Here is a 25724-nt window from a genome sequence, read left to right on the forward strand (position 1 = left end):
GCGCGACCCCGGTTGGCGGAGGGAGGCGATCAGAAGGTGATGGTGTCGCCGTTGCCGAGATAGTCCGGCGAGGAGGTCCGGAAGCGGGCCGTGCCCTTGACCACCGGATAGCCGGCCTCGATGAACTTCTTGGCCGTCAAGTGGCCGGTGCAGTGGTTGCAGCCGACGCGCTCGAAGTCCCATTTGCCGAGCGAGATGACGAGATCGTCGTATTTCGGATCCCAGTCCTCGAACGGCGAGATGTGCAGGCCGCCATAGACGCCGTAGAAGCGGTCGTTGTCGTATTTCAGCTTCTGGTACGCCGTGGAGGTCATCTGCAGGATGCCCTGGTGGTTGCAGCCGGAGATCAGGACGAGGCCCTTGTCCTTGATGTTGAAGGCCAGCGAGACCTCGCCATAGACCCGGGTGATGATCGGCACGTTGAACTTGATCGCCATCATGCCCGGACGGATCGGGGTCAGTTCCTTGTCGATGACCTTGAGGTCGCCCTCATAGCCACTGTCCTTGATGTACTGCATGCCCTCTTCGTAGAAGCCGTCATGGGCGTAGGTCGGGATCTTGTTGTTGTATTTCATGACCACCGGGAAGCCCCAGAAATGGTCGAAATGCTCGTGGCTGAGGATCAGCGCCTCGATCTCGCCCGACGCCAGCATCTGGTCGATGGCCTCGCGCTTGAAGCTCTGGTCCATCCAGTCGTAAGACCAGCCGGCGTCGAGCAGGTATTTGTGCTTCGTGCCGTCGAGGTCCTCGACCTCGATGAGGCAGGAATAGCCGCCCGCGTTGTCCGGGTGCAGCGCCAGCTTCTGCTGGGTCGCCCAGGCTTCCTCAAGGTCGCCGGGGATCATCTTCTTGATGGAGTCGATGCCGTCCTTGTACGACCCTTGCGCGACGCCCTTGCCGTTGCCGAAGGGCGCCCAGTTGATGGAATACTGGTCGACCAGGAGGCCGCCGGCGGCATGGATGTCGCCGACGAGGTGGGCGTTGTTGAACCAGCTCGTCTCGGAGATCGAGGTCACCTTGACGCTGCGGCAGGCCCCGAAGTCGGCCTGCTGCCGGGCCACCTTGGACATCCGGCTGTAGGCGAGCGGCGAGTAGGAATAGGCACCCATTCCAAGGAGCGTTCCGCCGATCGCACCGGTGGCGGCGCCTTTGACGAAATCGCGCCGGTTGGGGGTTTTCTGTTCGGTCATAACGGTTCTCCTTGCTCGCCCTATTTGACGATCGTCACGGTCTCGCCGATCCACGGCAGGACGGTGATGACGGCGAAGTAGACGGCGGCACCGGCGGCTGCGCCTGCGAGGAGGCCCTTGCCGAGGCTCGGTGTCCAGCGGACGTCGCTTGCGACCACTTCATTGCGGGTTTCTTGAAGTTCTTCGGCGGTCTTCGGCACGGCCTTCCAGCCCGGCCAGCCGTCCATGAACCACATGTTGATCAGGAAGATGTTGATCAGCCAGATCGTCGGGATCATCGGGAACTGCTGGGGATGCGAGAAGCCCTTCTGGGTGCCGAGGAAGAGGTGGGCGGTCTTGTAGTAGATGATGTAGACGGCCGCACCGATCGCCAGGCTGATCAGCGTGCGCAGCAGCACATTGACCGGACGGGAGAACTTGGTCGGCCAGTTGCCGCCGTAGAACGACAGGTAGAGGACGCCGACGAGCCAGAAGATCGCCGTTTCGCCGACATGGAGCCAGCGCCAGTCGGGAGCCATCTCACGACGCGTGCCGCGGATCGCCTCGCCCCAGACCAGATCCTGCGCGTAGTACAGGAAGAAGCACATGCAAAGGGCGACGAGGATGATGCCGAAGAACGACGAGGTGCGACGCAGCCAGTCGGTCTGGATCAGGTTGAACGGATAGCGCTGCCAGATGCTCTCATAGACCCAGACCACCACCGTGCAGCACATGATCCAGGCGATGTGGAAGTTGCCGGAGACCGTGTTGGCGAAGCCCTCCCAGTAGGGCGGCGTGATCGCGGTGTATTGCTGCCAGGGGTAGAACAGGATCGCCATGTGCGAATGCATGGTCAGGAGGTAGACGATCATCGACAGGAAGAAGGTGACGATGACGATGGTGATGCCGCGGGTCGGCTGGGTCAGTTTCTGCCAGGGCGCGTTTTCGCAGGCGACGACCCAGCTCGGCGACAGCCAGGAGGCGATCGCGGCAAACATCATGACCGCTTCGGCGGCGTATTCGATCGAATAGAAGTCTGTCAGCCCCATGGCCATCAGGCGGTCGGGGTTGAAATAGGCGATGCCGAAATTGCCAAGGATCTCGATGAAGAAGCCCTTGATCAGCAGCAGCATGGCCGCGACGCTGACCGCGGTCAGCACGACGCCCTTCAGCAGCGGATGGGCGCTGTTGAGCCAGGTGCGCTTGAACGGCCAGAAATCGAAGATGTAGGCCAGCCAGATGAACAGGATCAGCAGCCAGCGGCAGACCATGTAGCCCACATAGGGCGTGTACATGCGCATGATGCCGCGGGGATCCTGGAAGATCCACCATGTGGCGTAGAAAAACCCAAAGATCAGCAGGGTGTTGACGACGGCCGGCCAGGGCCCGCTCCATCGTTTGACGAGTTTGCGGCTTTCAAGGTAACTTACCGCTTGATTGTCCACTTGCATGGATCAACCCTCCTTCAATGTGGATAGTCAGGTGTGGGGGAACGACTTGCAGGTACGGCCCCCGCACCCTCTTCTCCGGTTTTAAGAACTCTCCCTTTCCTCCTCGCCGAGCAGCGTCTCAAGCTGCGCGGGGTCGATGGTCGCCGGGTCCAGGCCCGCAGCCATTGCCGCCCGGAACAGCGCGTCGCGCGCCGCATCGACGGGCGCGGCGATCCGCATTGCCTCCGGCGCGGCGGCGCGCCCGGAGCCGAGGCGATTGAGGCCTAACAGGAACTGGCGCCGGTTCATTGGTCCTGGCTCCTTGCCGAGACGGCGTCGTTCACCGGAAAGCCGAGCAGATCCGCAAAGGCCTCCAGGCAATGGGCGGCAAGCACGCGGGCGCGCTCGCCGTCATGGCTCTGGACGGCCTGCAGAAGCCCGACATGGAGCGGGAAGAAGGCGTCGATATGGGGCTGGTCGAGCTCGCCGAGGGTGGTCGGCAACTGGTCGTTGGCGGCGATCTCACGGATCAGCAGGACGAAATAGGGATTGCCGGCAAGGTCGGCGAGGATGCCGACGAAGGACAGGGAAATCTGCGCCGTCAGGGCGCCGTCGCGGTTGACGAGGGCGCGGCCGAGCCGGGTCGTCAGGGTCTGCAGCGCCTGGGCCTTTTCCGGCGTGCAGCGGATGGCGGCGCGGGCGGCCAGTTGCGGCGCAATGAGGCGAAGGGCCTCCAGCGTGTCGCCCGGCGCGCCCTTCTTGCGCAGGGAATTCCAGGTGATCGCGGACGCATCGCGCAGGTAACAGCCGCTGCGGCCGCGTATCTCGATGCGGCCGGCGGCAGCGAGCGCGATCAGGGTCTCGCGGACCGTGTTGCGGCTGACCGCGAGCTGTTCGGCGAGGCTGCGCTCGCTCGGCAACCTGTCGCCTGCCTTCAGGTGCAGGGAGTCGATGACGGTGAGCAAGCTGTCGAGGCAGGGATGTGCCATTTTTTAGCGCCCATCTGGTCCAACCAATTATCGTGTTCGGGACGGTTCGTAACACGATACCGCTGACTTAGATCAGAAATTCGGCACTTCGCAAGAATGAATCGCCATTTGGCTGGACCAATTGAATTTCAAGATTCGACCAAAGGCGCAAGAACCCGCCAAAGGCTTGGGATTCTGGGAATTTTTAAGAATCCCGGCCGGTGATATTTTGTTGGACCAGATTGTCGCAGAACCCGACCGGGCCGCATCAAGGGCTCGAGCGGGCGGCCGTCACGGCCGGCTCGCAGCGGTGGGTGCGCTCCCTGGCAACCAGTTTGCGGGCAGTGAGCGAAAAGCTTGCCGGCACCGCCTGCGATGGCGGACAGGGCGCCGATCAGGCCGGCGTCTTCTGGTGAATAAGGTCGCCGACGATGCGCGGCAGGTGCGGCCAGAGGCTTTCGGCAAGCCCCAGATAGGGCTGGATGTTGTCCGGCGAGAACGCGTTCGGCGTGGTGGAGCAGAAGATGACGACGTCGCGCAGCACGTTCTCGTGGAAGAACGGCACGGCGAAATAGGAGCGGATGCCGTGCGGGATGAACAGTGCCCAGTCGATCGGCTTGATGCTCTTTGAGGTGTCGTCCACGATCAGGTGGTCGAGGTTGTAAAGGACGATGTTCTCCGCGATCGAGCCCGGATAGGGGTGCGTGTTGTTCTTCTGGATGTCCTTGAAGGCGGCGCCGACGCCGGTCACCACCACATGGCCCTCGGAAATGAAGATCTGCGACAAGAGCGCGGCATCGGCGCGGCCGGTCTCCGGCTGGTGGTCGAGGACGACGGTCAACAGGTCCGCAAGGGACTTGGCCCCCTTCAGCCGGCGCTGGCCGTCCTTGCACAGCACCGGCCGGGCGGCGGGCTCCGCGACCGCTACCTGGTGGCGCGGCGTCAGCGAGAACCACAGGAGGTGGCGGCCGTCCCGGTCGTAGGCCCGGACCCGCGCCGTGCAGGCCAGCGTCTCGCCGGTCGCGGTGCGGATTTCCAGGAGCCCGTTCCAGGAGAGGTCGAACAGCAGCCGCTCGTAGATGTCGCGCAGATAGGCCTCCGGATTGCCGGCGAGGAGGTCGGCGACACCGGTCTGGCGCTCGGCCGGATCGATGCCGAGGCGGATGCGGGCGGCCTCGTTGGCGGCGACCACCTGGCGGCTGCCCACATGGACCATGAAGACCGGGTTGGAGAACAGCTCCACATGCTCGGCGAGCCCGGCTTGCGAACCGCGCTTCAGGATGGCGTTGGCGAGCGAGGTGCAGTCGGCGAGGAGCCCGATATAGCAGAAGGTCATCTCCGGATCGGGCGAGCCGAGGATATAGAGCCAGCGCATGACGCCGTCGCGGCCGCGGGCGCGGATCACTTCGGAGACCGGCTGGCGCTGGTGCAGCCGCTCCTGGAAGCGGGCGAACACCGACCGGTCGTCCTCGGCCAGCATCTCCTCGGCGCCGGCGGCGTCCTGCAGGAGCTGGGCGACGCCCTCCTCCAGCCCCGGAATGACGTGCTCATTGAGGAAGTTGATCTCGTTCTTGACGAGATCGGCGCGCCAGATGACCGCCGGCAGCGTCGCTCCGGTATCTGCCGCAAAGCTCTGCAGCAGGAAGTCGAAGGCGGAATCGTTGATGTGCGGGGTCTCGTTCATATCCGTGCCGGCTTGGGTGACCGAATCGCCACTTTTGGACGCGGGGCGAAGCCTGTCAACCGAACGCGATGGCGCGGGCGCCCAGCCAGGTCGTCGACGCCAGCATCGACAGCGTGGGGTTAATTGTCGATTACCTACGATCTCGGTGAAGATATTTCCCGGTAACAACAGATCAGGGGTCGGTCTGCTGGATACTGCCAGCGTGCAAGAAGAAACGCCCTTCCGCTCCGCTTCTGGCCAGGTCAAGACAAGCCGCGAGTGAGCGCCGGAACTCCTGTCGGAGCCCGCCCATCTGATATCCGTCTCCCGCAAACTGCGCGCCGAAGCCGCCCTGATCCGCGAAAGCGCCCGCACCTTTCGGGCCTCGGTTTAGGGCTGATCTCCGCACCGACCGATAAAGACCGTCGGCGGCTCCGGCCAAGCGGCAGGCGCTGTCGCCACCCCCGGCTCTTCACAGATAAGCGGCGACGATGTCCTTGAAGGTCTTCAGGTCGATGTGGACCTTGTCGAGGCAGTCGTCGACGTCGAACTCCTCGAACTGGTCAAAGACCGGGTCCTGGATATCCGACGAAATGACGACGATCCGGCCGGCAAAGCCCTTGCCGCGAAGCTTCGGCACGGTTTGCCGGTAGTCGGTGTAGGGCGGCAGGCGGCTGTCCAGGAAGATCCCCGCGACATTGTCCTTCGCCATCTCAATGAGGCGATCTTTCGGGTCCTCCGGGCCCGTGCAGATGCCGACGATCAGTCCCTTGCCGTTCTCGTTGCCACGCAGCGCCTTGACCGCGTCGATGCCGCGGGAGATCGCAAGGGGAGGTCGCCCACCACCAGGTCGCTGTCGCCGAGGGTCCGCTCGGTCTCAAGCACCGTCTTCTCGAACTCGCCGAACTCGGCGTAGCTCGACAGGGTCACGTTGATCTTTTCGCGCCGAAGACAGAGCCGGGTGGTCATGAACTCGCCGGGCGAGTCGTCGATGAAATGCAGATCGGTGAATGAACCGCCCCCCGTTTCGATCGGACAGTCCGGCGTAAGCAAGGAGGCTTGGGGATATCCCCAAGGACAGGCTTATGTCGGGCGACTGTCAACGCATCGAAGGGACCACCGGAATGGCCCGCCGGGATGCGCGACCGGATGACCCGACCGGTTCGCATTCCAGAAGCACAGAGTTTTTCAACCCGCCGCGAGGCGCTGAAAAAACCGGCAGCGCAGCGACACCGCCTGACGACCCCCACCGCCGCGGAGACATCAAGCACAGCAGCCCTGTGGCGAGCGAAAAGACATGGCGCGCCTTGAGGGAAAGAATTTGAACGCTCTCTTCAAGGCCTTGGAAGACTGGCACACCTGCCTCAAGGCGGCAAATTCCGAACCAGATAAACGGAGAAAATCATCCGGCGGACCGATCCGTCGGGGACCGTCGCCGTGACGGCGGCGGGAAAGCCGGACGGACTGCGAGAGAATTTCTTGGAGAAGACGAAAGCCGGCAGCGGCCGGCGCAAGCCGGTCGCCAAACCGTTCTCCATCCGGCTGAGCGACGACGAGCGGAAGATGCTGTTGCGGGAAGCCGGCAAGCTGTCGCTCGCCTCGCATATCCGGCAGAAGCTCTTCGGCGAGACGGCGTCACCGCGACGGGGAAAGCTCCCGTCGCGGAAGCAGCAGCGTCCGAGCATGGACCGCGCCCTTCTCGCCCAGGTCCTGGCTGCCTTGGGCCGGTCGGAGTTCGGTCGCAGTCTCCAGGACATAGCGAAGGCCGCAAGGATGGGCGCCTTGCCGGTGACGCCGGAGCTGGTCGACGAGCTTCATTGCGCCTGTGCTGAAATCCGCACCATGCGCGATGCGCTGATGCAAGCGCTCAGGGTCATGCCGGACGATGGTCAATGATCCTCGTCGGCAATCAGCGCGGCGGCGGGAAGCAACTCGCTCTTCATCTTCTGAAGGAGGAGAACGACCATGTTCAGGTCTTAAGAGCTTCGTGGCTTCGTCGCGCAGGACCTGTATGGAGCCCTGAACGAGGCCTACGCCGTCAGTCGCGGTACGCGCTGCAAGTAATATCTCTATTCGCTTTCCCTCAATCCGCCCTTCTTTGCCGAGGTCGGGACGGCGGATTTCGAAGCAGCGATTGAGCGGATTGAAAACGAACTGGACCTCGATGGCCAGCCACGCGCGATCGTCTTTCATAAGAAGGAAGGGCGTCGTCATGCCGATGCGGTGTGGAGCCGTATCAAGGCCGACGACATGAAAGCCGTACAGCTTTCGTACACGAAGAAGACTGTTATGCGGATGGCGCGGAAGCTTTTCCTTGAACACGGCTGGATGATGCCGCGCGGCCCTGACTCAAAGCGAGGCACGCGATCCGTGCAATTTCTCTCTCGCCGAATGGCAACAGGCAAAGCGCCAGGACAAGGATCCTCGTGCGATCAAGACGGCCCTCCAGGAGGCTTGGGCGATCTCCGATACGAAGGCGTCCTTCATCCATGCGCTGGAAGAGCGCGGCTACCGGCTGGCCAGAGGCGACCGACGAAGCTTCGTCGCTCTCGACATGCATGGCGAGGTCTACGCACTTCCGAAATGCGTTGGCGTGAGGACGAAGACGGTGCGCCAACGGCTGGGTGATGAGGACGACCTGCCGGATGTGGCGACCGCAAAGGCCCGCATTGCCGAAGAGATGCAGGAGGGGCTGTGCAGCGGCATAAGAACGGATTGCTCGAAGACCTCCAGCCGCGCAACAGCCAACTGCACAAACAGCGCCGCGCCATGGTTCACCGCAACCGTGCCACGCGACGAAGGCTGATCGAGGCCATCGACTGCCGCAAATGGGAGGAAGCCCGCCCCCGCCAATCTCGCTTCCGCTCCGGCCTGAAGGGTCTGTGGGATTGGGCTCGCGGGGAGACAAAACGCATTCAACGACGCAACGAGACGGAGGCCTAAGCCAGCGAGCTACGGGACAGGGAAGAGCTGGACGCGTTGATCTTCGCGCAGCTCGCCGAAAGCGGGCGGCTTGTCGATATGCGCGATCAGCGGGAGACCGAAAATAGTTGCCGACGGACAAGACTGAGAGGGTCGTAGGAATTCGTCCCCAGGTTGCCTTTTGCAGTCGTTGGTGATCTCCGACATCTTTCGGCCCGGAGCGGACGTCGAACAGGCCGCAAGGAAACGCCAGTTCTTGAATCGGGTCCGGCGTTCGACGCACGATGAATCAATGCGACCCGCGAGCCCGGTTGATACCCAATTCAGAGCCGCCGGCGCTAGAGCTTGATCTTAGGCTTCTCCTTGCTTGCCGCTTCTCCTTCGAACTGCTTCTTTATCTGGACCCGCGTCTGTCTAAGCGCATGCGTGTATTCTTTGAGGTTAACTAAAAAAAGAGACAAGGATTGGCTGGTGTGCTTTAAACTTAGCAATTCGCCGCAATTTTTGTATGGGTTTTCGGGATTAGAAATCATTTCCGAAGAATACAATCCCGGAGAGTATCCAATGCCGGAATCACGCGCCTGCGCCCAATCGAAATACTCCCAGACGGCGTGCCTGTTGTTCTTTGAATCGACCCAATAATCTATGCGTTCCTGGGTCACGCTGGTACAATAGTTATTGCTTAAGTTGTCGCCCCAGTAGAGCACAGTCACACTGTCGTCATAGCTTGCCTGTTCGGGCTTGCCGTATTTTGCCGTTGCGGAGGTGCTGACATCTTCCCGCGACAGTCCCCAGTTCGGCGCGCGGACGATCCGCTCAATTGCCAGGATCCTGCGGTCGCCGCTTCCCGCCTCGAAATACAGCGATACCCGTTCCTGTTTGTCGCGGCGGTGATACATGACCGCATCCGAGAAGGGGGGAATCTCCGGGCTGCGGTCGATGTAGGAACGCAATATGACCGGATCGCCGAAATGCTGCCGCAGGAGCTTGTCAGCTTCCTGTTCCGTCATCCCCAGCGTCAGCCCGATGACATCGCGTTGCTGCTTTTCGGGCGCAGCATTCGCCGCCTTTTCCAGGCCGTCGCGCGTGATCTCGCCCGCTTGGACGGTTTGACTGATCTCTCCGGATGCCTCCTCCACGAACACGTCGAAACCCGCACGCTCGAAAGATGCCTGGAACCGGACCGAAGGGATTTCGTTCCCGTTGGCAATGACGTTCATTCCGCTAAGGCGAACGTCGATATACCCTGTGACAAACTTTCGCCGGCCGAACCCGTCCTGCTGAGAAAACAGGATGTTGGACGGCAGCGAATCGACGTCGACGGAAATCGTTGGGCGCTTTCCCTTAGCGGCTTCCAACAACTCCTCGAGCCCGTCTTCGAGCGAGAGGAAACGGCAATCGGCAGCGGCACCGGCGCGAAACGTCAGGATAGGACGTTCGTCAACCGCCGGAGGGGCTCCCGTTCGCTCCCGCGACACCGCTCGCACCCTTTCGGCCTGTTGGCGGCGCCAGCGTGAAAGTTGGTCTTCTTCGGCGGCTGACGGACCGAATTCTTCGATGGAGTCTTCGTAGCTCCGGTCTTCCGGATTGTGAAATACGTTGTGGCAGGCCGTGTCCGTCACCAGTGGCTGGGGCAAGTATGGCGGCGAGAACCGGATCCGAACCGTCCCTGGCATGGTCAAAGGAAGCTGCCGAATCCAGTTTGCATACTGCCGCTGCAATTGGCCGAGGGTCGCCCGGCTCGGCGCCCTTGCGCCCTTGCGAAAGAACGGATATCGCGAAGGTGCTAGGCCGTTCGAAGACCCTTGGTCGCGAAGCCACTGGCTGGCCAGAAGCCAACTGCCGGACGCATCCGACAAGGCGACCGGCGATTGCTTGAGAGCGAGAAGGATCGCCAGTTCCTGGGTGAAAAGCGGACGACCCTGCCCTGTGTTCGCGGTAGGTGCCGGCATCGATGCGCCGCCGAAGCCCTTGAAGGGCTCGAAGTCGAGTCTCGCAATCACAGCCTTCTCGCGATCCGGCGTGTCGCCGTCGCCGCGCAGAATGTGCACTTCGTCGAGATGATAGGCGAACGCCACGACCGGCTCATCGGAGGTGTCGCTCTCCCACGTTGCGCTGACCGGCGTTGCGCGGACGCGGACCTGGAATTCGCGGCTCCGGATGTCTGCCAGCAACGCCTTGGCTTTGTCGATGGGCATCGGCACTGAAACATCGGTCTCGTTGACGTCTTCAGACTGGAAACGCCCGTTGAAGGAGGCAATCGAGGCGCGCCGATGGTCCAGGGAAAGCCGTTCGACGCTGAATTCCTGCTTCTCGACGGAATATTCGCCGAGTTTGATCTTGCCCCAGAACCAGAGTTCGGGCGGCTCATGAGTCTCGGCCAATTGCCGCTGCAATCGCGCCTCGATATCGAGACGTTCGATTTCGTTGGCGCGCCTGTAGTCGTCGGACGTCTTGATGAGCGCGGGGACGTACTCCGGATCGTCGAGCAGCCTGTCCGCGATCACTGCGAGCTGCTCAAAGCGAACCGGTCTCAGACGGTAGAGTTCCAGCACCGATCTTTGCGAGACTTGTAGCTCGCGTAAATTGTCCCGGTCCTCGCTGTAGAAGTCATAGATCAGGTTTTTCAGGTCGGGGTCGGCGAAGAGCGCGATGCGCGTGACCGACAGCGCCAGGTTCAGGTTGTAGTAGCGACCGTCGCGATAGACCTTCATCGTGTCGTGCTGCGTCGGCTCGGCGGCGGCGGTCGTCACGTCGGAAAAGATGCCGAGATAAACCTTGCGGGATCCTTTGAACCGCAGGATGCCATCGAGCTGGCGGGCTTGCATCTCGGGCAAGGGCAGCCGTTCCGGGAGAAACGTCGAACCGAGATCGGCTTGCGGAATGGCCGGGTAGTCCAAGGAGAGGAAAAAGCTCACATCCTTGTAGGCATAGTAGTCCATGCTGAAGGCACTCTGTCCGAAATCGTAGTCCCCAAGGTCCACGTCCCTGATTTCGACCGCCTTGAAGGGCGCGTAGACAGTGCGTGAATGCAGCACGTCGCCGTATTTTTCGCGAATTTTGTCCGCCGCATCCTTGAGGTCGAACTCGTTCGCCCTGTCCAGGTCGCTCGGCGGCCGTCCGCCCCAGAGGTCTTGTTGTTCCGCCTCCGTTAGCAACGCTTGTGCAAGAGAGATCGCCGCGCCGTCCTGATCGAGCACGTTCGGCAAACGCGACATGAGCAGGGCTGCGGTCAGAGAACCCCAATTGCTCTTCGGGGCAATGGCGATGTGATTGCGGATGACCGTCAGCCCGCCCATTACGTCGGCGAACGCCACGGCGTCTGCGACGGGATTTTCGGCAGTGTAGAATCGATTGGGTGGAACGACACCCCACGTGTAGCGGAAGGGTTCGGTCTCAGTCTTCCGGGCCGAGTATTCTTCTTCTTCCGCGGACACGCCGAACAGCGTCGCGTCCGCCTCCATCCGGTTGCGACTGGCGTCGAACCGCAGATTGGCCAATTCGACGTAAACCGTGATCTGCAGGCTTATGGAGTCGTCATAGGCGCCCCGGAACTTCGTCCTTTCTAGTCTCTCGGCGGCTCCGACGGCCATCGGAATGCCCGTGATGTCGGGCAGATCGGGAAGCGCAATAAAGATATCGCGCCCGATTTCCGGTAGAGAAAGCCCCGGATAGCGCAAGCTGGAAAGTTCCCGAAAACTGTAAGTCACCGGGAACATGCCGCCGTTCTTATTGTAGCCTCCGCGGCTCATGGATGCGGAATAGGTAACCGCCAGCCGGATGGTCTCGCGCGCCGGCCGCGCCAGATAGGCCTGTCGAAACTGCACCCGTTCGCTTTCGCGGGAATACTTGGTATCAAAGCTCCGCCCTTCTGCCGTCATGATCCGGTCGACGGCGTCATCGGTCAACAGATCGGGGTTCTGCGCGACGACCATGCGGAGCAGGTCGGGAGAATGGGAACCGCCCGACCGCAAGGTTTCATCCATGTGGAAGGGGTCGAAGTCGTCAGGATTGAATGCGCTCCCGACGCGGTCGGCGCGGTCTGCCGGATCGGTCCGCCCTTGAGGAGCCGGGCCGGCGAATACCGATATCTCGCCGGATCGCGCTTTCGCAGCGTCGTATCCCGCCGCACCCGGAGGCGTGTAGTCCAGTCCTGCGGTCTCGGCAACCAATGCCAAACCCTGGCGCGCCGGCGTCGTTTCCGGGACAAAGCCGTTGTCGGTGAGAAACCGCGAAAAGGCGCGCCCGGTCTGGCGCCCAGCGCGCCCGTCCACCCGGCCGGCGTTGTATCCGAGCGTGTTGAGTGCTTGCTGCAGCAGACGCACCTCTGCCACCGTCAGCGGATCGGAGGAATATCTCCGAGTGCCCGCAAACTGGCGCTGGTCGGCCGATGCCTCGAGGGCCGCCACCCTTCGCGGATCCAAATCCGCGTACGCCCAACCGGTGCCCGCCTCGAACAAGCCCGTGTAGGTTGCCTCGGTCTGCCCGCGAACGAACCCGTACACCGAAATAGCCTGCATCTGCGGACACTTGTCACGCAGCAACCGGCCCAGTTTCCCGAGCGAGTCCTGCAACGGCGCCCGGCTCGCGAAGGTGCCGACCTTGGAGGTGACGATGCGCACCGAGGGCACCGGTCTGCACCAGTCGCCGCCATCGGTTTCCACGAACATCTCAAGATCGATGAAATCGATGTAGCCGAGAGCGATTTTTGCAGCCCTGACCGGCGACACCATGGCGACGGCCAGACCGGCGTAGATTGCGGCACAAACAATCAGACGTTTTGTTGTACGGTGGAGTTGCATCTTATTTCTCTGGAGAGCTTGGCGCATCGCAAAAAACACAAGAACAACGTTGTACCTATTTGAAAATAACTTGATATCGCATGATTTTCCCGATTTACCACGAATTTCCGACGTCTGAACATAACCTTGCTAGACCAGAAGACAGCACCAATCTGCGATTGTCAACGATGCCGCCGGCATGCATAATTGCTGCACGCATTTGGAGGTCGATCGATGATAATTTCGTCAGTTAATAGATTCGGCATTGCCCTTCTGACCGCCGCTTTTTGTTTTGCTTTGCCTGGCATGAACGGAAACATGAAAGCGCGTGCAGGCGGCAGAGATTTGGTAACTTTTGGTGCAGGCGTGGTGACCGGTCTTGCTATCGGGGCGATGTCGAAAAAAAGGAACGTGCGGCGCAAATCCCGCCGCAACAACTCGCATTCTTCTCGCACGAAAGGTCATCGTAGCCGCAGATCCGATCGAACGATAACACACGCGAGACGGGAAGACGTGAGGAAGATGCAATCTGCGCTAAATTCTCTCGGTTTCGACGCGGGCACGGTCGACGGCGTTGCCGGCGAGGGAACCCGGCGCGCCGTCCGTCGCTTCCAAGCCTCCTATGGTTACCAGCAGACAGGACATCTTACCAAGGCGCAGCGTTCGCACCTGCTTCAAGCTTCCCGAAATGAAATGTTGCCCGCTGGAAATTCAGTTGTTGCGGTCGCTTCGGTGCAGCCGTCATTGCCAGCTACACCGTTGCCGGCCAAAGCAGAAGTCGCTGCGATTTTTGAGCAATCCTTTCAAGCTGAAACTGCTAAGCTTGGAGCTCAATAGATAGCTAATCTGAAAATGGTCCTTGCCACCACCTGGACATTTCGAAGAACCTGCTATCCCGCATTCGCTGCCTCCGCGCAAATTCACCGGGAGAGTGAATCGGAAGACCGCGCTCATGGGAGGGGTTCTTCGAGGTACCCAAATACGTCGAGGATATGCGCAAAGCTGATGAAGTCAGATAATTTTATGGTATGCCGAGTCCGATTATTGATAAAAAGACGTTGTTCATATGCCACATAACGCCAAAATTGAGATTTATCATGCGTGACCTAGGTTGGGGGCTCATTTAAATCCAAGCGATAACGATGGAAACGAGCGCCAGGGCGGCAAGATAGTTTCTGGCCAGGTGATCGTACCGGGTCGCGATGCGGCGCCAGTTCTTCAGCTTGCCGAACATGCGCTCGATGACATTGCGTCGGCGATAGGCGGTGCGGTCAAGAGGATAGGGTCGGTTTCGTGTCGCGTTGGACGGGAGGACGGCTTTGATGTTGCGGGCTTTTAGCCAGTTGCGGAACCTGTCGGCAGCATAGGCGTTGTCGGCAATGAGCCGCTTCGGAGGCGCAATTCCTTCAAGCAGAGGGATTGCCATGCTGATGTCGGCAATGTTGCCCGGCGTCGGTGCGAAGGCCATTGGTCGGCCCTGATCATCGGCCAAAGCATGGATTTTGCTCGTTCGTCCACCACGTGAGGTGCCACTCGCTTGCGTCCACGCCTCCCTTTTGAGCTTTGCGCAGACCGATGCGCCTCGACGTGGCTGCTATCGATCGAGAGTTCGGCAGGCACCGGCCCGGTGGCAGCCGAACTCTCGAAAATGCGCTGCCAGATACCGCGCCTGGCCCAACGATGATAGCGGTTGTAGGCCGTGGTCGCCGGGCCGTACTCGGCCGGCACATCGCGCCAGCGGCATCCGGTCTTGAGGACATGAAGAATGCCGGAGATCACCCACAGACCCACGACAATTGGCCTTCGAACTCTCATAAAACTAAACCGGACAGCAGTGGGTCAAGTCCGTAGCGCCTGAACACGCGGAATACTTTAAAATATTGTTTTGACGCAATCTGTTATCCAAAATTTCTGTAGCTTTCGGGGAGAGTTCTTTCGCAGCGCCGCGAAGTTGTCCGGAAGGTGAGGTTGCCTCAAATTCATTGCGCCAGGACTCAGGCATCGCAGGAGACTCGAGCCCCCCTGTCAATCAGGCGCCGCGCGCGTCGATCGGCCAGATATCGATCAGCCGGTTACCGCTGACGACATGCATGTGATCGTAGAGATTGACCGTTGGATCGCAGTGGGGGACGACGAGTTCCAATAGGTTTCCGGGCGACAGCGAGACACCCTCCGGCAGCGTGATCTGGCCGTGTTCGTCGCTCGTTGCCCGATAGGTCGCCCCGTCGGGCGCGCCGCGCGCGATCCGGGGCGGCACGCCGTATTTCGTTGCCAGCCGTTTTTCACCCGCATCGGCCGTCGCAAGCCCCGGGTGGTTGGCACTTGTCACCGAGGTGGCGACGAAGAGGCTCGGCGGGAACATCGGCTCGCCGCTGCCATCCGCATCGACGGCGGCATATTCGGTATCCATCAGCGCATAGCTGCCGCATTGCATTTCCGTGTAGACGCCGCCGGCAAGTTCCAGCGGAAAGGCGCCCGTGCTGCCGCCTGTCACCCGCTCCGGCGTATAATCCAGTTCGCTAGCCAGTGCCTCGATGACGGCACGGATGCGAGCCACGGCCTCCGCGGCCCCGGCCTTGCGCTCGCCATAGCTGACACAGTGGGAAAGATGGCCGGCATAGGCCTGCAGTCCGTCCATCGTGACGCCTGCCGTTTCAAGGATGCGTCGGGCGAGCAGTACCGCTTCGTCCGGTCCGCGGACGCCCGCCCGCTTGCGCCCCATGTCGAGATCGACAAGCAGCGGAACGGTAATGCCTTTGGCGCGCGCTGCCGCCGCGATACGCTCGACGACATCGGGATGGTCGACGACGCAACAAAGCCGCACGCCGCCGGCACAGATCCGCACCACCCGCTCGATCGCCTGCGGACTGGCAAAGGTCGAGGTGAGCAGGAGGTCGCCAACCCCGGCATTGGCGAAAGCTTCCGCCTCGCCGGGCGTGGCAACGCAGATACCGACCGCGCCGGCCTCGATCTGACGCCTGGCGAGCATCGAACATTTGTGGGCCTTGCCATGCGGGCGGAGCGCGACGCCGGCCGCCTCGCAGATCGCCTGCATCCTGGCGAGATTGGCGTCGAGCGTTTCGCAGTCGACGAGAAGGCTGGGCGTCAGCAGTTTCTGCCGCGCGCCGTCCCTGCCGATCAGTCCCGCATTCGGGCTTGTCGTCACGCGTCCGGCTCCTCCCCGGCACTGAACCCATAGGCCTTAAGCGCATGGTCGGCCGTCATCTTGCCTTCCGCAAGATCGCGCGCCACCGCCGCGCGGTCGCGCTTCGCCGCCTCGCCATAGCCGCCCGAGGCCGCCATCTGGGCGCTCAAGAGGTCACCCTTGGCGAACGTCCTGATGAACTTCGAGGGCAGCGGATCCTCGCCCGGCGTGCCCGGATTGAGGACGAGCTTGCCGCCGGCTCCCGGCCCGCCGCCGAACAGGCCCCAGGGCTGCGACGTGTAGCGATCGGACCGGACCTGCACCCGCACGGCGTCGGTGAGAAACCGATAGTCGCGGACCAGCCCGAGCGCGCCGCGATATTCGCCCGCTCCGCCGGTGTCGGGAAGGAAGGCGTATTGCTCCACCCGGATCGGATTCTCGCTCTCGATCAGTTCGACGGGAACGTTGGCCAGATTGCCGATGCAATAGGGTCCGGCGTCCTGCCCGTCCCGGTCGGGGCCGCCGCCGAGCCCGGTATTGTTGTGGAACTCCAGGTGCAGGAAGGACCGGCCGGTCTCCGTGCGTCCGGAGGCGGCAAGCGCGAATTCTGATCCACCGGCGCAGGCCGGCATGCGCCCCGGAACGAGCTTGGCGAGCGCACCGAGGATGATGGAGCGCAGGCGGAAGCCGATCTGGCCGCGCGAACCGACGGCGGCGGGGAATTCCACCGAAATGAAGGTGCCCTTCGGCGCCTTGACCGTGATCGGACGATAGAGGCCGGCGTTGTTCGGCACTTCCGCGGCGAGCACCGTGCGAAGCGCCGCATAGGTGCACGAGACGGCAAATTCCCAGTTACAGTGGACCGCCCCGCCGGTGTCTTCCTGGGTGCCCTCATAGTCGACGACGATCTCGTCGCCTTTCTTCGTCAGCTTGACGTGGAGGTGGATCGGTCCGTGGCCGGCGCCGTCGTCGTCGTTCCATTCGTCGAACTCGACCTCGCCGTCGGGCAGATCGGCAATGGAGTTGCGGGTGAGCTGTTCGGCATAGTCGATCAGATCGACGAGATAGCGGCCGAAGGCCTCCGGTCCCATCCGCCGGGCGATTTTCTCCACCTCGGCCGCCGCCTCGTCGAGCGCGGCAAGCTGGGCGTTGAGATCGCCCATGACACGGTCGGGAATGCGCGTATTCGCCTCGATGATGCGAAAGACCGCGTCGTTGTTCCTGCCCGCAACCCGCATCTTGACCGGCGGCAGGCGCAGGCCCTCTTCGAAGATCTCCTGGCTGTCGGCGGCGTTGCCGCCGGGCACCCGGCCGCCGAGATCGGTATGGTGCAGGACGAGAACGACGAAGGCGACCCGCTTGCCGTCGACATAGACCGGCTTGAAGGTGAAAATGTCGTTGAGGTGCGAACACCCCGAATAGGGATCGTTGGAGGCGAGCACGTCGCCTTCCGCAATGTCGTCGCCGAAATAGTCGAGGCAGCCCTTGAGCGCCGGATTGACCACTCCGAGGTGGACCGGAACGGCAAGGCCCTGTGCGGCGAGATTGCCCGTCCCGTCGCAGATCGCGGCGGAGAAATCCATCGAGTTCTTGACGTTGGCGGTGCGCGCCGTGCGCATCACCATGACAAGCGCGTTGTCGGAAATGGTGACGAGGGCATTCTTCAGGAGTTCGCGCTGGATCGGACTGATCGTACTCATGCCTCGGCGCTTTCCTTCTTGATCGCGTGAATGTTGTTCCAATGGTCGAGAGAGGCCTCCCAACCCGGCCGGATGACGCAGGTCGTGTCGTATTCCTCCACGATCAGCGGCCCGGAGCGTGGCTCCGCCTTCAGGTCGGCACGGGTGACGACGGGCGTCTCGTGCCAGCCCTGCGCGCCGAAATAGGCCCGGCGACCGGTCGCTCCGAGGCTGCGCTCATTGCCGCGCAGGCACTGTTCGGGCATGCGCGGCCGCTCCGGCACGCCGCGGCAGACCGCCTTCACCGCCACGAACTGAAGCGGCTCATGCGCCGATGAATAGCCGAAGGTCCGGGCATGCTGCTCGTGGAACGACCGGATCAATGCGGCAATCGCCGCCTCGCTTGCCTCCGTGCCGCCCAGCATCACCGTCAGCGGGGAGGTCTGACCGGCATATTTCATGTCGATCTCGATCCGCATGTCGCGCGCATCCGGTCCAAAGCCCTGGCCTTCAAGAAGCTCCGCTCCATGGGCAACGAGACCGTCGATCGTCGCCTGAAGTGCGGCAAGGTCGGTTTCGTCCAGGCGGTGGTAGAAGGCCGCGACAAGCTGGTGCTCGACATCAGCAAAGAGCATGCCGAGGGCGGAATAAAGTCCGGCCACCGGCGGGATGACCACCCGGTGCATGCCGGCCTCTTCGGCCAGCGAACAGGCATGGACCGGCCCGTTGCCGCCGATCGCCATCAGCACGAACTGTGCGGGATCCCGCCCCTTTTCGGAGGAAACGCCGCGCAAGGCACGCAGCATCGAGGCATTGGCGATCTGATGGACGCCATAGGCGGCTTCCGTTTCCGCCACTGCCAGCTCGCCGGAAAGCGTGCCGAAAGCGCGGCGAACCGCCCCGTGATCGAGGGACAGTTCGCCGCTGACGAGGGCCTGCGGATTGAGATAGCCGAGCATCAGGTTGCCGTCGGTGACGGTGGGCTGCGTGCCGCCCCGCCCATAGGCGACGGGCCCCGGTTCCGAACCGGCGCTGCGCGGCCCCACGGCAATGCCGCCGGCGCTGTCGACGGCGGCCAGGCTGCCGCCACCGGCGCCGACCTCGGCAATATCGATCGTCGGCACCTGGACCGGATAGCCCGCGCCCCGCACCATGCGGGCGCCGAGAACCGGTTCGCCGCCGACTTCGGTCTCCGGCGAAATCGTGTAGGCGCCCGCCTCGGTCAGCGTCGCCTTGGCGGTGGTGCCGCCCATGTCGAAGACGAGTACGTCGCCGAGATCGATGTGACTGGCAAGCCGCGCCCCGCCGAGGACACCGGCGGCCGGACCGCTTTCGATGATGGTGATCGGCTGATCCTTGACGAGCATGCCGGGGGCGATGCCGCCCGACGACTGCATGATCATCAGCGGCGCGGCGATGCCCATACCATCGAGACGCCGCTGCAGCGCTTCGACGTAGCGCGTCACGATCGGGCGCAGATAGGCGTTCACGACCGTGGTGGACGTGCGCTCATACTCACCGATCTGGGGCACCAGATCGGACGAGGCGGTGACCATGAGGTCAGGCATGCGCTTGCGGAAGAAATCGGCAAGGCGCTGCTCGTGATCGGCGTTGACGTGGGAGTTGATCAGCGTGATCGCCACCGCCTCGACGCCCGCCGTCTCCATCGCCGACGCGATGTCCTCAAGGCGGCTTTCATCGAGCGGGGCAACGACGGCACCGTCCGCGCCCATCCGCTCGGCGACCTCGAACCGGAGGTCACGCGGCACCAGCGGGTCGGGCTTGCGGTAGGTGATGTCGTAGAGCCGCGGCGTGCGGAACCGGGCGATTTCGAGGACGTCGCGGAATCCCAGCGTCGTCACCAGGCCGACCTTGGCGCCCTTGCGCTCGATGATCGTGTTGGTCGCGACCGTCGTTGCGTGCACGAACTCGCGGATATCGGCCGGATCGACGCCGAGCTCGGCGAAAAGCGCGCGCGAACCCACCTCGATCGCCTCGGAATAATCGCGCGGCGTCGACAGGATCTTTTTGGAAAAGACCCGGCCGTCGTCGTCGATGAGGACGATATCCGTGAAGGTGCCGCCGATATCGACGCCAAGGCGAAAGCTCTGTCTGGTCATGGTCCTGTTCGATATTTCCGGTTCAAGAAATGCTCAGTCGCGCCGGGCGCGGCGCAAAGCGCTGAAGGCATCGACGACGGTGCGGATGTCGGCGGCGTCCTCGATCGAAAGGATCGCCTCGGCAAGGCCGTCGCTTGCCGCCCTGTCGGCACTGAAGCCCCAGGCGAGGCAGCCGGCGAATTTCTCGCGGATTTCCTCCGGCGACATCGGATCGTCGGGCGCGCCCTTCATGGTCTCGGTGCGCCTGGTGATCCGGCGACCGTCCTTCAGGGTGAGATCGATGGCGGCCGGGGCGATCGCCGTCGGCTCGATCGAGCCTGGAACGACAACCGAAAACCGCGTCGCCGACCGGCTCTCCGGCGCCTGGATGCGCTCCTTGGTATAGGTCGCAAGCCCGACCGTGCCGTCGGTCAGCGCCGCGGCAAGGCCGTAGCAGGCATTGAACTGGGCATGGACGACCGGATTGGCGGCTGCGGGATCGAACGGCGCGCCGACGATGTCGGCATTGACCCGGCCGAGCGAGATGACGGCGCTTTCGACATCGGCGGCGCGGACGCCTTCGGCATGAAGCTCCAGTCCGAGCTGGATCGTCGAATGGACGCAGCGGCAGCACGGATAGGGCTTCATCGAAATGTCGAGGATGTGCCACCGATCGCCGATGCCGTCCTGCAGCACCTGCGGCCGCACCTCGCCGCGCTCGTGGAGCGCGAAAAGCCCGGCATCGCCTTCCAGAAACCGCGTCGGACCGGTTAATCCCGCTTCGGCGAGCCGGGCCGCGGTGACGCCGTTTCGCGCGGCAAAGCCCGGACCCATCCGCTTGGCAAGGGCACCGTCGGCGATGAATTGCGTCGTTCCGCTCATCTGGGTGAAGGCAAGGCCGAGCGCATGGGTCATCCGCTCGCCATCGAGGCCGAAGATGCGACCGGCGGTCAGCGCGGCGGCGAGCGACCCGAAGGCGGTCGTCGGATGCCAGCCCTTGCCGAGGCTGTTGTAGCAGGCAAGGCCGAGACGGCAGAAAAGCTCCACGCCGCAGGCGATCGCGGCAACGAAGGTCCGCCCGTCGATGCCGCCGCGCGCTTCGGCCGCCGCCAGCGCCGCCGGCAACACGACGCAATAGACATGAACGCGCGCGGGATCGTGCTGGTCGTCGAAGTCGAGCGCATGTGCCGAAGAGGCATTGAGGAAAGCCGCCGTCGCGGGGCTGCGCCCGACGTCGCCGAGGAGATCCGTCGCCGCCCCCTCCGGCTCAAACCCGTCCATCGCCCGGCGCAGCTCGACCATGCCCGGCGCCCGGGCCGCCCCGGCGATCACCCCGAACGTGTCGAGCAGGAAATCGCAAGTAACCTGCCGCACCTGGGCAGGCAGGTCATCCGGGCCAAGGGCGGCAAAGGCGCTGGCGACGCGTCGCCCGATATCCGTGAGGTCGTCGGACCTTGCCTGCAATTCCACGTTCACCGTCTACCTCCCCCCGGAATTTCGGACGCCGCGCGGGCGCGCCGGCGCGACGGATGGACAACAGGTTGACCGGTCACCTAAGCTTCTTACGGGCGGGTTACCCCGCCTCACGCCGAGTCATCGATCAGATGCCCCTATAATGACTAGTTGTCTATTCTTTTCAAGAGAGCAAAACACACCGCCATGGCGACCCCTTCCAAGTTCACGCCGATTTATGCGCAAATTCGGGACTTCATCCGCAACGGGATCGAATCCGGCACCTATGGTGCCGGCGAGCGACTGCCGTCAGAAAAGGAACTGTCGGCCCAGTTCAAGACAACGCGGGCAACGGTCGCCCGAGCGCTACAGGAACTGGTCTTCGAGGGGGCCGTGGAGCGGCGCGCGGGCAGCGGCACCTTCGTCGTCGAGAGCAACCTGAACATCCCCTTCGAGACGACGCGCATCCGCTCCTTCGACGAACAGGTCGCGGCCAGTGGCGAGCGCATATCCTACCAGCTCGTGAGTTTCCGCATCGCCGACGAAGCCAAGGTTCGCGCGGCTTTGCAGCAGAAGGACGGCGGCATCTACCTGCTGGAGCGTCTGCGCCTGGTGAACGCCGTTCCCCTCAGCCTGGAGCGCCGCTTCATCCCCGCCGACATCGCCGATCAGTTGACCGTCAACGCGCTCAACACGCTGTCCATCCATCGCATCCTCGCTGAAGTGGTCGGGCAACCCGTCGCCGCCATCGAAGGCGTCATTCGGGTGGGCCTGGCCGGTGAGACGATGGGCGACCTGCTGCATGTGCCGCCCGGCGCCCCCCTCCTCATTCGTGACTACACACTGAAGAACGCCGACGGACGCCCGCTTGTCTTCGGAGAATCCTTCTACAAAGAGCAGTTTCAGGTGCCTTACCAGGTCCGGCAGAACGAATAAGCGTCGCTGGCGCCAGGCCAGTCTCCAAGAGTTCTTGACTAATCAACTATACCTTTTAAGCTGAATGGGCCTAGGCATCCGATGGATGCCCAATGTCAGAGGGAGCCGGGACTGGCAAACAGCCCGGCAAAACGACCGCTCCGTCCTCCCAACGGATCGGCCGCGAACAGCAAGGAGATCCCAGATCATGATTGGCTCTTCATTCATTCGCCGATGCCTCGGCGCCACGCTGACCGCCGCCCTGGCCTTCAGCGCGGCATCCGGCGCCGTCGCCAAGGACTGGCCTACCGGTCCGGTGCAGATCATCGTGTCCTATTCGGCCGGCGGCGGCACCGATCGCCAGGCGCGCCTCCTCGCCGGGCCGCTCGAAGAGGTCCTCGGCGTCCCTGTCACCGTCCAGAACCTGCCGGGCGGCGGCGGCCAGGTCGCCGCGACCGCCGTGCTGCGCGAGCCGGCCGACGAAGCCGTGATCCTCGCCACCAACGAACCCGACCTGAGCATGGGGCCGCTATTGAAAAATGCACCCTATTCCCGCGACGACCTCACGGTTGTCGCCGTCGACGTCACCGACCCGCGGCTGCTTCTCGTTGCCAAGGACAGCCCCTACAAGACCTTCGACGATTTCGTGAAAGCGGCGAAGGAAAACCCGGGCGAGCTGACGATTTCCGCGTCCCAGGGCGGCGCACAGGAACTGTTCGCCAAGTGGCTTGTCGGCGAACTCGGCCTCGATGTGCGCATCGTCGGCTATCCCGGCGGCAGCAAGGCCGCCAACGCCATGCTCGGCGGCCATGTGACGGCCGCGCTCGGCGACGACTTCTCCCGCCTCAACATCCGCGACCAGTCCCACGCCCTTCTCATCGCCGCCGACGGCCCGAGCCCGCGCTGGCCCGAAGCGGCCGTCATGGCAGAGGTCATGCCGAAATACGGCGTCGAAGTCCCGACCCCGGACTTTCTCGCCCGTTTCGGTATCTATGCCGTCCAAAGCGCCATGAAAAAGGACAACCCGGAACACTATAAGGTCTTGCAGGACGCGATACTGAAGGCGATGAATTCGGAAACCTTCCTGGCCGCAGTGAAAGCGAAAAAGCTCGACGACCTGTCGAAACGCGCAGCCGGTGAGGACTTCAAGGCCTCCTTCGACGCGACCGCAAAGGCGGTTGCCAAGGCCGCGAAGTAACCGGACGAGACATCCGGACATCTGACCCGGGGGCGGCCCTTTCGGCCCATGCCGTCCCCGGTTCCGTTCCCCAATCGACGGCGGAGCCATGATCAAGAAGTTTCCCTTCGGAGAACTCGTCGTCCCGGCGGCAATGCTGGTTTTCGTCGCCGCCTACTGGCGCGAGGCCTACGCGCTCAGTTTCGAGGCGCGGTTCTTTCCCGCCGCCCTGACGGTCGCTCTTCTGGCCCTCCTGGCCGTGGTCGCCTACCGGATTTTCCGGCCCGTCGGCGAAGATGACGGGACGGCGGGAAGCGACGATACCGCCGTCACGTTCCGCGCCCTTGCGGTCCCCGCCCTTGTCATTGTCGTGACCGTCGTGCTGCTCAGCCTGTGGTCGACGCTCGGCGGCATCCTCTTTGCCCTCGTCGCGACCTTCGCCGTCGCCTTTGCCATGGGCGAAAGGCGGATTGCCGTTCTGGTCCTTTTCCCCGTCGGAATGGCTGCCGGTCTGCACGTCATCTTTTCCATGGTTCTCCATGCCCGCATCCCGGCCGGCCTGGCTGCCGGTCTTTTTGGCTGAGGCGCCCATGCAGTTCCTGACCGACCTTTCCGCCGGTTTCGACGCCGTTTTCACGCTGCACGCGGCCGGCTTCGTGCTCCTCGGCACCCTTCTCGGCATCATCGTCGGCGCAACCCCCGGCCTTTCTTCGGGCATGGCGGTCGCGGTGCTCCTGCCGCTGACCTTCACGATGGATTCGCTGACCGGGCTCGTCTTCCTCACCTCGGTCTATGTCGCCGTCACCTATGGCGGCGCCGTCACCGCGATCATGCTCAACACGCCGGGCGCGCCGGAAAACGCCGCAACCGCGCTCGACGGCCACGCGCTCACCCGGCTCGGCCAGTCGGGCCGCGCGCTCGGCGTCGCGATCGCCGCTTCCGCTCTCGGCGGGCTTCTGTCCTATTTCGTCATGCTGTTCGGTATCAGCTCCGTCGCCAGCATCGCGCTGACCTTCGGGCCGACCGAGATCTTCCTGATCGCGCTGAGCGGCGTCATGATCCTCGGTGCGGTGGGTTCGGGATCGCCGGCGAAAATCCTCGCCTCGGGCATGTTCGGCCTTCTTGTCGGCACTATCGGCATCGTCCCGACGGGCGAATGGCGCGCGACCTTCGGCGAACCCTATCTCGCCGACGGGGTCCAGATCGTGCCGGTCCTGATCGGCATGTTCGTCGTCGCCGAACTCCTCGTGCTCTCGCACCGCGAAACCGTGGTCGACGCCGCCACGGAAGTGAACCGCAGCATCGGCGCGACGGTCGCCGGGTTCAGGGAGGTCCTGAGCCATCCGGTCACCCTTTTACGGTCCTCGTTCCTCGGCATGGGCGTCGGCCTGATCCCGGCGGCGGGCGCGACGCTTGCCGCCTTTTCCTCCTACACGCTCGCCCGGCGCCTGTCGCGGGAGCCGGAACGATACGGCAAGGGATCGATCGAAGGCATCGTTGCCGCCGAATCCGCCAACAACGCCTGTTCCGGCGGCGCGTTGACCGTCTCGCTCGTGCTCGGCGTGCCGGGCAGCGTCGCCACCGCCGTCATCCTCGGCGCCCTCACCATGCAGGGCCTGCAGCCCGGCCCGATGATGGTCGTCCAGCAGCCGACCCTTGTCTATGGCCTGGTGATCGCCGCCATCCTTTCCCAGCCGGTCATGGTTCTGTTTGCGATCCTGGCCGGCAGCGTCATGTCGCGGGCGCTGACGATTTCCACCCGCGTCCTCGTACCGTTCCTGCTGATGCTGTCGATCTACGGCACGTTCGCGCTCAGAAACGCCACGTTCGACGTCTGGATGACGCTCGGCTTCGGCGTTCTCGGCTATTTCATGAAACGCTACGGCTATTCACCCGCTGCCCTCGTCATGGGCGTCATCCTCGCCAAGATCACCGATGCGGAACTCGTCCGCACGATGCAGATCTTCGGCGACGATTGGTATTTCGCCTTTTTCCAGCGGCCGATCTCCCTCGCCATCCTGGCGATCCTGACGGCCAGCCTGTTGCGCGCCGGCCTTGGCGCCCGCCGGCGACGCCTGCCCTCCGACGAATAGGACAAAGGCCGAAAATAGGACTTGCCCGAGTTCGCGCGCGCGCGTTTTTCCAATTGGGAATATTCGCCGAACGAAGAACTCAGTGCACCTCGCATGATAATGAGACCACGAGTAATGCTCTGGCTTATTTCACGTGCCATCATCCCGGCCTTCTACCTTGACGTGCTTCCCGAATTTCGGACCGTTTTGAGCTGGAATTTTCCACTTATGATCCCGTTGTGGGGAGAAGGA

General features: G+C 63.1%; 19 protein-coding genes and 2 pseudogenes. 8 read left to right on the forward strand and 13 right to left on the reverse strand.

Annotation, left to right across the window (positions count from 1 at the left end):
- Positions 1 to 29: 29 nt before the first annotated feature.
- From CH339_RS16380 to CH339_RS16410, 7 genes are all read right to left on the reverse strand, one after another.
- Complete coding sequence (locus CH339_RS16380) at positions 30 to 1190, reverse strand: MBL fold metallo-hydrolase (RefSeq protein ID WP_111435448.1); 1161 nt, start codon at positions 1188 to 1190, stop codon at positions 30 to 32.
- Between the two features lie 20 nt (positions 1191 to 1210).
- Positions 1211 to 2620 carry a hypothetical protein gene (locus CH339_RS16385; RefSeq protein ID WP_111435449.1) on the reverse strand — a complete coding sequence of 470 codons (1410 nt, stop codon included), beginning with the start codon at positions 2618 to 2620 and terminating at the stop codon, positions 1211 to 1213.
- An 81-nt stretch (positions 2621 to 2701) separates the two neighbouring features.
- Complete coding sequence (locus CH339_RS16390; RefSeq protein WP_111435450.1) at positions 2702 to 2908, reverse strand: hypothetical protein; 207 nt, start codon at positions 2906 to 2908, stop codon at positions 2702 to 2704.
- Entirely contained in the window at positions 2905 to 3588 is a 684-nt protein-coding gene (locus tag CH339_RS16395) for a FadR/GntR family transcriptional regulator (RefSeq protein ID WP_111435451.1), read from the reverse strand. The genes CH339_RS16390 and CH339_RS16395 overlap by 4 nt, the downstream gene beginning before the upstream one ends.
- A gap of 373 nt (positions 3589 to 3961) precedes the next feature.
- Positions 3962 to 5251, reverse strand: coding sequence for a GAF domain-containing protein (locus tag CH339_RS16400; RefSeq protein WP_111435452.1), 1290 nt, complete (start codon positions 5249 to 5251; stop codon positions 3962 to 3964).
- A 451-nt stretch (positions 5252 to 5702) separates the two neighbouring features.
- The gene (locus tag CH339_RS16405; RefSeq protein ID WP_111435453.1) at positions 5703 to 5942 is read right to left on the reverse strand and encodes a hypothetical protein; all 240 of its coding nucleotides are present in this window, start codon (positions 5940 to 5942) and stop codon (positions 5703 to 5705) included.
- 50 nt (positions 5943 to 5992) lie between these two features.
- Positions 5993 to 6199, reverse strand: coding sequence for a hypothetical protein (locus tag CH339_RS16410; protein ID WP_146610215.1), 207 nt, complete (start codon positions 6197 to 6199; stop codon positions 5993 to 5995).
- A gap of 510 nt (positions 6200 to 6709) precedes the next feature.
- On the opposite strand from CH339_RS16410, the gene CH339_RS16415 reads away from it, so the two are divergent.
- The 3 genes and pseudogenes from CH339_RS16415 (at position 6710) to CH339_RS16420 (ending at position 8036) form a co-directional block, all read left to right on the forward strand.
- A complete protein-coding gene (locus CH339_RS16415) occupies positions 6710 to 7126 on the forward strand; it encodes a hypothetical protein (protein WP_184443265.1) in 417 nt (138 codons plus the stop codon).
- A 216-nt stretch (positions 7127 to 7342) separates the two neighbouring features.
- Positions 7343 to 7858 (forward strand): annotated as a pseudogene (locus CH339_RS26055) (relaxase/mobilization nuclease domain-containing protein); the annotation flags it as partial.
- Positions 7839 to 8036 (forward strand): hypothetical protein, encoded by a 198-nt coding sequence (locus CH339_RS16420; protein ID WP_146610216.1) that lies wholly within the window; start codon positions 7839 to 7841, stop codon positions 8034 to 8036. The pseudogene CH339_RS26055 and the gene CH339_RS16420, both read left to right, overlap by 20 nt.
- A gap of 454 nt (positions 8037 to 8490) precedes the next feature.
- Here CH339_RS16420 and CH339_RS16425 read toward each other — a convergent pair whose 3' ends face one another.
- Positions 8491 to 12954 (reverse strand): peptidoglycan-binding domain-containing protein, encoded by a 4464-nt coding sequence (locus tag CH339_RS16425; RefSeq protein WP_111435457.1) that lies wholly within the window; start codon positions 12952 to 12954, stop codon positions 8491 to 8493.
- A 213-nt stretch (positions 12955 to 13167) separates the two neighbouring features.
- On the opposite strand from CH339_RS16425, the gene CH339_RS16430 reads away from it, so the two are divergent.
- A complete protein-coding gene (locus CH339_RS16430) occupies positions 13168 to 13770 on the forward strand; it encodes a peptidoglycan-binding domain-containing protein (protein WP_111435458.1) in 603 nt (200 codons plus the stop codon).
- 286 nt (positions 13771 to 14056) lie between these two features.
- On the opposite strand, the pseudogene CH339_RS16440 reads toward CH339_RS16430, so the two are convergent.
- The 5 genes and pseudogenes from CH339_RS16440 to CH339_RS16460 all read right to left on the reverse strand — a co-directional run.
- Positions 14057 to 14718: pseudogene (locus tag CH339_RS16440) on the reverse strand (IS5 family transposase); the annotation flags it as partial.
- 244 nt (positions 14719 to 14962) lie between these two features.
- Entirely contained in the window at positions 14963 to 16099 is a 1137-nt protein-coding gene (locus tag CH339_RS16445; protein WP_111435461.1) for a DSD1 family PLP-dependent enzyme, read from the reverse strand.
- Complete coding sequence (locus CH339_RS16450) at positions 16096 to 17778, reverse strand: hydantoinase B/oxoprolinase family protein (RefSeq protein WP_111435462.1); 1683 nt, start codon at positions 17776 to 17778, stop codon at positions 16096 to 16098. The genes CH339_RS16445 and CH339_RS16450 overlap by 4 nt, the downstream gene beginning before the upstream one ends.
- On the reverse strand, positions 17775 to 19877 hold the full coding sequence (locus tag CH339_RS16455; protein ID WP_111435463.1) for a hydantoinase/oxoprolinase family protein: 2103 nt from the start codon (positions 19875 to 19877) through the stop codon (positions 17775 to 17777). The genes CH339_RS16450 and CH339_RS16455 overlap by 4 nt, the downstream gene beginning before the upstream one ends.
- Positions 19878 to 19910: 33 nt before the next feature.
- Positions 19911 to 21332, reverse strand: a complete 1422-nt coding sequence (locus CH339_RS16460; protein ID WP_111435464.1) for an MmgE/PrpD family protein — start codon at positions 21330 to 21332, stop codon at positions 19911 to 19913.
- A 183-nt stretch (positions 21333 to 21515) separates the two neighbouring features.
- Between CH339_RS16460 and CH339_RS16465 the strand changes: the two genes are divergently transcribed.
- The 4 genes from CH339_RS16465 to CH339_RS16480 all read left to right on the forward strand — a co-directional run bounded on the left by CH339_RS16465 (position 21516) and on the right by CH339_RS16480 (position 25493).
- Complete coding sequence (locus CH339_RS16465; protein WP_111435465.1) at positions 21516 to 22244, forward strand: GntR family transcriptional regulator; 729 nt, start codon at positions 21516 to 21518, stop codon at positions 22242 to 22244.
- Between the two features lie 187 nt (positions 22245 to 22431).
- Positions 22432 to 23421 (forward strand): Bug family tripartite tricarboxylate transporter substrate binding protein, encoded by a 990-nt coding sequence (locus tag CH339_RS16470; protein WP_170138557.1) that lies wholly within the window; start codon positions 22432 to 22434, stop codon positions 23419 to 23421.
- Positions 23422 to 23509: 88 nt separating this feature from the next.
- Positions 23510 to 23983 (forward strand): tripartite tricarboxylate transporter TctB family protein, encoded by a 474-nt coding sequence (locus CH339_RS16475; protein ID WP_111435467.1) that lies wholly within the window; start codon positions 23510 to 23512, stop codon positions 23981 to 23983.
- Between the two features lie 7 nt (positions 23984 to 23990).
- Positions 23991 to 25493, forward strand: a complete 1503-nt coding sequence (locus CH339_RS16480) for a tripartite tricarboxylate transporter permease (RefSeq protein ID WP_170138558.1) — start codon at positions 23991 to 23993, stop codon at positions 25491 to 25493.
- Positions 25494 to 25724 lie beyond the last annotated feature (231 nt).

Origin of the sequence: Rhodobium orientis (assembly GCF_003258835.1) — a bacterium.
GTDB classification, from domain to species: domain Bacteria; phylum Pseudomonadota; class Alphaproteobacteria; order Rhizobiales; family Rhodobiaceae; genus Rhodobium; species Rhodobium orientis.

Bases quoted from the DNA above. Each gene is read 5' to 3' on its own strand.
- CH339_RS16380 (WP_111435448.1), bottom strand. From the start codon at position 1,190: ATGACCGAACAGAAAACCCCCAACCGGCGCGATTTCGTCAAAGGCGCC.
- CH339_RS16385 (WP_111435449.1), bottom strand. From the start codon at position 2,620: ATGCAAGTGGACAATCAAGCGGTAAGTTACCTTGAAAGCCGCAAACTC.
- CH339_RS16390 (WP_111435450.1), bottom strand. From the start codon at position 2,908: ATGAACCGGCGCCAGTTCCTGTTAGGCCTCAATCGCCTCGGCTCCGGG.
- CH339_RS16395 (WP_111435451.1), bottom strand. From the start codon at position 3,588: ATGGCACATCCCTGCCTCGACAGCTTGCTCACCGTCATCGACTCCCTG.
- CH339_RS16400 (WP_111435452.1), bottom strand. From the start codon at position 5,251: ATGAACGAGACCCCGCACATCAACGATTCCGCCTTCGACTTCCTGCTG.
- CH339_RS16405 (WP_111435453.1), bottom strand. From the start codon at position 5,942: ATGGCGAAGGACAATGTCGCGGGGATCTTCCTGGACAGCCGCCTGCCG.
- CH339_RS16410 (WP_146610215.1), bottom strand. From the start codon at position 6,199: ATGACCACCCGGCTCTGTCTTCGGCGCGAAAAGATCAACGTGACCCTG.
- CH339_RS16425 (WP_111435457.1), bottom strand. From the start codon at position 12,954: ATGCAACTCCACCGTACAACAAAACGTCTGATTGTTTGTGCCGCAATC.
- CH339_RS16430 (WP_111435458.1), top strand. From the start codon at position 13,168: ATGATAATTTCGTCAGTTAATAGATTCGGCATTGCCCTTCTGACCGCC.
- CH339_RS16450 (WP_111435462.1), bottom strand. From the start codon at position 17,778: ATGAGTACGATCAGTCCGATCCAGCGCGAACTCCTGAAGAATGCCCTC.
- CH339_RS16455 (WP_111435463.1), bottom strand. From the start codon at position 19,877: ATGACCAGACAGAGCTTTCGCCTTGGCGTCGATATCGGCGGCACCTTC.
- CH339_RS16465 (WP_111435465.1), top strand. From the start codon at position 21,516: ATGGCGACCCCTTCCAAGTTCACGCCGATTTATGCGCAAATTCGGGAC.
- CH339_RS16470 (WP_170138557.1), top strand. From the start codon at position 22,432: ATGATTGGCTCTTCATTCATTCGCCGATGCCTCGGCGCCACGCTGACC.
- CH339_RS16475 (WP_111435467.1), top strand. From the start codon at position 23,510: ATGATCAAGAAGTTTCCCTTCGGAGAACTCGTCGTCCCGGCGGCAATG.
- CH339_RS16480 (WP_170138558.1), top strand. From the start codon at position 23,991: ATGCAGTTCCTGACCGACCTTTCCGCCGGTTTCGACGCCGTTTTCACG.